Raw genomic sequence first — 5,169 nt, forward strand, 5'->3', positions numbered from 1 at the left:
CGTCGGCAGCCTTCAGCACACGCCGATCGAGTTCTGGTGCTCGAAGGGGATGCCGAACCACGTCATCGCAGTGGGCACGGTGAAGACGCCGGAGGCGACGGTGACGGTGAGCGAGCCGCAGCTGCACGAGACGCACACGATGGGCCCGGTGACGCACGACAAGCCGCTCGTCATCTTCTCGAAGATCAACCAGGCCGGGAAGACGGTGACGATCACCGTCAAGGGCAACACGAGCGGGTCGGCGTTCAGCGTCACCGGCACGATTCCGGCGACGTGCAAGGGTCTGCCGACGGTTCAGCCGAACGGCACCGTCATTCCCCCTGCCCAGCCGACGAAGCCGATGCCGGGCACGCCCACTCCGACGAAGCCCGCCCCGAAGCCGATCGACCCGAAGGTGCAGACGGACCTCGTCGCGTCGCGGAGCTCCCCGACGTCCGGTGAGCTCGGCCTCGCCGGACTCGCGTTCGCGGCCATCGCCGCCGGGGGTGCCGCGACGTCTCGTCATCGCTGATCGGCGTCACGTCCCGCGTGATCTTCGCCCGGAAACGCGTCGACGATGACGCGCTCTCGGACGATGATGGTCGGGCTTTCAGGCTCCCCGGGTTGGAATCGAACCAACGTCGCTAGTCCTGATTCAAAGTCAGGCGGCCCCTGCCAGCAGAGCAACCGGGGAACGTCCGCGAAGCGCGGACCGCACAAGAGTAGTTCACGCCGGGCCGCGCTGCACTCCGTCGACGCACCGACGCGTCCCCGCGATCTACGGCGCGGACCGCGCCTCGGACCGCGTCAGCCCGCCCGGGCGCCCCAGGTCTCGGCTGCGACCTCCCGCCCACCCGGCACAATGGTGGGCATGACGACTCCTCGCCGCACGCGCATGTCGGGCACCCAGCGTCGCGAACAGCTCATCGACGTGGGGCGCCGCACGTTCGCGGAACGAGGCGTCGCGGCGGCGACCGTCGAGGAGATCGCGGCGGCGGCGGGCGTGACGAAACCCGTCGTCTACGAGCACTTCGGCGGCAAGGAAGGCTTGTACGCCGTCATCGTCGACCGCGAGACGCGCAGCTTCCTCGACCACATCGCGAGCGCCCTGACCGACGACGGCACACCCCGCGAACTCTTCGAACGCGCCGTGACCGCCCAACTCAGCTACATCAGCGCCAACCCCGACGGTTTCCGTGTGCTCATCCGTGACGCCCCGTCCTGGCACTCGACGGGCTCCCTCGCGAGCCTCATGTCGGACATCGCCACAAAGATCGAGAACGAACTCTCCCGCGTCATGTCGCGCCGCGAGATCGACCCCCGTTTCGCGCCGATCTACGCGCAGATGCTCATCGGCATGGCCGCCCTCACCGGCGACTGGTGGATCGAGCACGGCCAGGAATTCGACGCCACCGAGATGGCCGCCCACATGGTCAACCTCGGCTGGAACGGACTCACCGGCCTCGACGCCACGCCCACGCTCGTCGCGGCCGCGCCGGTGGCCAGCGGCGAGCCTGACGTCGACAACATGGTGGCACCGATGGGCCTGGGCGACGACGAGACGGACGACGACATCGCGTGACGAGGGCTGACGCCGTCTGCCGAGGGCAAGTCTCTCGACATCAAGTTTCTTGACGAGCGATAGACTGACGGCATGTCACTCACCGGTTCGCCGCGCCCTGCCGACTCGAACCGTGCTTTCGGCCCAAGGGGCGCCGACGACATCGCGTCTGCGACGTCGACCGCTCCCGACGGCAAGCCGCACCATGACGAGGTCGACGTCATCGTCGATGCCTGGGCGAGCGTCCGCCCGGGGCTCGACACGACGCCACTCGAAGTGCTCTCGCGCATCAGCCGTATCGCGCGGCGCCTCGACCAGGCGCGCAACGCCGTCTTCACCGAGCATGAACTCGACGGCTGGGAGTTCGACGTGATGTCCGCCCTGCGCCGCGCAGGCGAACCGTTCGAGCTCTCCCCCGGCGCCCTCGTGCAGAAGACACTCGTCACCTCCGGCACGATGACGAATCGCGTCGACGGACTCGAACGACGCGGCTTCGTCTCCCGTCAACCATCGCCGAGCGACCGCCGCGGCGTCCTCGTCCGGCTGACCCCCGCGGGGCTGCGGGCCGTCGACGCCGCGTTCGACGCGCTGCTGCATCACGAGCGCCGCCTGCTCGCCGGCATGGACGACGACGCTCGCGCTCACCTCGCCGCGTCGCTGCGGACGCTGCTCACGGCCGTCGAGAGCTGACCGCGAGGCACCTCAGTCGTCTTCGGTGCGGACGGTGCTCGACGTCCTGGATGCAGGCTCCGACAGCGCCGTCGGAAGAGATCCGGTCGGCGCCAGCTTCTCGACGAGGGCGGTGATGTCCGCGACGAGCCCGCGTCCCACCGGTAGCCGTGCGAGCATCAGCATGCGCGCGAGGATGGGGGCGACGCCGTCGATGAGCGTCATCGTGCGCGCCCGCTGCTCGCTGTCATCGCACACCCAGTGCAGCGTGATGCCGAGATAGACGAGCCACAGCAACATCGGCAACTGGCGTCGCAGTGCGCCACCCGGCACGCCCTTCGAGCGTTCGAGCACGTCGGTGACGAGGCCGATCGCATCGTCGCGCGCCTGCGCCGACGCTCCCGACAGCGGGCTCGTGCCCGACGACGCCTGCAGCGCCGTCGTCAGCAGCGTCGAACCGAAGCCGTGGTACGGCTCCATGACGTCGATGCCCGCCCGCCACAGCGCGCATAGGTTGTCGGCAAGCGGCGCTCCGTCGCGGATGGCGGCCAGCGCAACGTCGCGATGCTCGGCCTGGAGGCGCAGGTACAACTGCTGGACGAGCGCGTCCTTGCCGTCGAAGTAGTAGTACGCATTTCCTTGCGAGACGCCGGCTTCCGCGGCGATCGCGCGCATCGTCGTCTTCTCGTATCCGTGCTCGCGGAACATCGCCAACGCCGTCTCGACGAGGGCTTCACGCGTCTGCTCCGACTTCGTCGTCATGCGCTCAGTCAACCACGCTGTTGAACACGTTCAACGGCGCGCGCGGGGTCGTCGAGCCCTCCTAGACAGTCGTTCACGGCGCCTGGTGTGGCAAACGGCGCAGCGCCGCCAGGCGCCGCGCGCGACCGGAACACGCGCTCAGTTCAGGCGAGCACCTCGGCGGCCTCGAGCCAGTCCATCTCGAGTTCGTCCTTCTCGGCGAGCACGGCACGCAGCTTGACGTCGATCTCCGCGGCCTTGCCGTAATCGCTTGCGGCAGCGGCGAGCTCGTCGTGCAGCTTGGTCTCGCGCTCGGCCAGCTTCGCGAGCTGACGTTCGATGCGCGCCACCGTCTTGCGCGCCTCGCGCTCCTCGGCGGCGCTCACCACGCGTCCGCCGGCGCCAGCGCCTGCTGCGTCGTCAGCCGCGAGCGAGGTCGCATCGACCCCCTTCGCCGCCGCGCCCTGACGCTCGAACGCCGCCTGCGCCTGCAGGTGGTGCGCACGCAGCTCGAGGTACTGCTCGACCCCGCCGATGAGGTCGAGGATCTTGCCGTCTCCGAGCAAGGCGACCTGGCGATCGCACATGCGCTCGAGCAGGTACCGGTCGTGGCTGACGACGACGAGTGTGCCCGCCCAGCCGTCGAGGACGTCCTCCATCGACTGCAGCGTCTCGATGTCGAGGTCATTGGTCGGCTCGTCGAGCAGCAGCACGTTCGGTTCGCTCATGAGCAGGCGGAGGAACTGCAGTCGCCGACGTTCGCCACCCGACAGCTCCGACACCCGCGCCTGCTGACGTCCCCCGGAGAAGCCGAGCCGCTTCGCGAGCTGCGAGGCGGACGTCTCCTTGCCGTCGAGCATGATGTAGCTCGCCACGTCCTCGATCGCCTCGATGACGCGCCAGCCCTCGACGTGGTCGAGCTCGCGCACCTCCTGCGTCAGGTACGCGATCTTGACGGTCTTGCCCTGCTTGCGCTTGCCCGCCGACAGCTCCTGGGTTCCCGCGATGGCGCGCAGCAGCGTCGACTTGCCCGCGCCGTTGACGCCGACGATGCCGGTGCGCTCGCCCGGCGCGAGCCGCCACGTCTGCTTCGTCAGCAGTTCGCGCCCGCCGAGCGTGACGGACGCGTCGACGAGGTCGATGACATCCTTGCCGAGCCGCGTCGTCGCGAACCGGACGAGTTCGACGTCATTGCGCGGATCCGGTTCGTTCGCGATGAGCGCGTTGGCCGCGTCGATGCGGAACTTCGGCTTGCTCGTGCGGGCCGGGGCACCGCGCTGCAGCCACGCGAGCTCCTTGCGCAGCAGGTTCTGGCGACGCTCCTCCGTCGCGGCCGCGATGCGTGCACGTTCGGCCTTCGCGAGCACGAACGCGGCGTAACCGCCTTCGTACTGCTCGACGCGTCCGTCGATGACCTCCCACGTGTTGGTGCTCGTCGCGTCGAGGAACCACCGGTCGTGGGTGATCGTGACGAGCGCCGAGTCGCTGCGTGTGCGGCGTGCGTTGAGGAAGTCGGCGAGCCATTGCACGCCCTCGACATCGAGATGGTTGGTGGGCTCGTCGAGCAGCAGCAGATCAGGGTCGTCGACGAGCAGCTTCGCGAGCGCGATGCGACGGCGCTCGCCACCGGACTTGGGGCCGACGACGTCGTGCAGATCCATGCCCGGCAACAACCCGTTGATGACCTCGCGGATGCGGGCCTCCCCCGCCCACTCGTGCTCGGCGCGATCACCGACGACGGCCTGCAGCACCGTCCACTCCGCAGGAATCGTGTCCGCCTGCGTCAGCATGCCGACGGTGACGCCGTTCGCCATCGTCAGACGCCCCGAATCGACCTCGTGCACACCCGCGAGCACCTTGAGCAGCGTCGACTTGCCTCCACCGTTGCGGCCGACGATGCCGATGCGCTCACCGCCGCCGATGCCGAGCGACACCGAATCGAGCAACTGCTGGGTGCCGAGGGCGAGCGAGATCTTCTCAGCGGACAGGAGGTTGGCCATGCCCGCGATTGTCTCACCGCCGTGTCACGTCGCCCAAAGCTGATGATGCGGCGCCCGTCAGAGCAGGTGCCGGACCGAGACGAGCGCTCGCCACGCCGTCCGTCAGATGTGGACGTAGTTCGCAGATGGGGACGTAGATCGCCGATGTGGATGGCAATCGCGAGGGCGGACGAAAATCGCAGGGTGGCAAGGCGGGGCGGGTCGGGGGTTCGGTCGGGG

The 5,169-nt window shown here is 68.9% G+C and carries 5 protein-coding genes and 1 tRNA gene; 3 read left to right on the forward strand and 3 right to left on the reverse strand.

Annotation, left to right across the window (positions count from 1 at the left end):
* On the forward strand, window positions 1–511 hold a 511-nt coding region (locus AX669_RS13710; protein WP_197418901.1), incomplete at its 5' end, for a hypothetical protein.
* 83 nt (window positions 512–594) lie between these two features.
* On the opposite strand, the gene AX669_RS10980 is transcribed toward AX669_RS13710, so the two are convergent.
* Window positions 595–673, reverse strand: a tRNA-Gln gene (locus tag AX669_RS10980).
* A 168-nt stretch (window positions 674–841) separates the two neighbouring features.
* On the opposite strand from AX669_RS10980, the gene AX669_RS10985 reads away from it, so the two are divergent.
* Window positions 842–1,561, forward strand: coding sequence for a TetR/AcrR family transcriptional regulator (locus tag AX669_RS10985; RefSeq protein ID WP_006946809.1), 720 nt, complete (start codon window positions 842–844; stop codon window positions 1,559–1,561).
* A 72-nt stretch (window positions 1,562–1,633) separates the two neighbouring features.
* Window positions 1,634–2,230: a MarR family winged helix-turn-helix transcriptional regulator gene (locus AX669_RS10990; protein ID WP_082740921.1), complete on the forward strand. Its 597-nt coding sequence runs from the start codon at window positions 1,634–1,636 to the stop codon at window positions 2,228–2,230.
* Between the two features lie 12 nt (window positions 2,231–2,242).
* On the opposite strand, the gene AX669_RS10995 is transcribed toward AX669_RS10990, so the two are convergent.
* Together AX669_RS10995 and AX669_RS11000 are read right to left on the reverse strand one after the other, a co-directional pair.
* Entirely contained in the window at window positions 2,243–2,971 is a 729-nt protein-coding gene (locus AX669_RS10995) for a TetR/AcrR family transcriptional regulator (RefSeq protein WP_006946800.1), read from the reverse strand.
* A 143-nt stretch (window positions 2,972–3,114) separates the two neighbouring features.
* Window positions 3,115–4,950: an ABC-F family ATP-binding cassette domain-containing protein gene (locus tag AX669_RS11000; RefSeq protein WP_062258426.1), complete on the reverse strand. Its 1,836-nt coding sequence runs from the start codon at window positions 4,948–4,950 to the stop codon at window positions 3,115–3,117.
* Window positions 4,951–5,169: the final 219 nt, after the last annotated feature.

Origin of the sequence: Dermacoccus sp. CCH2-D9, from assembly GCF_001556795.1 — a bacterium.
Taxonomy (GTDB): Bacteria; Actinomycetota; Actinomycetes; order Actinomycetales; family Dermatophilaceae; genus Dermacoccus; species Dermacoccus nishinomiyaensis.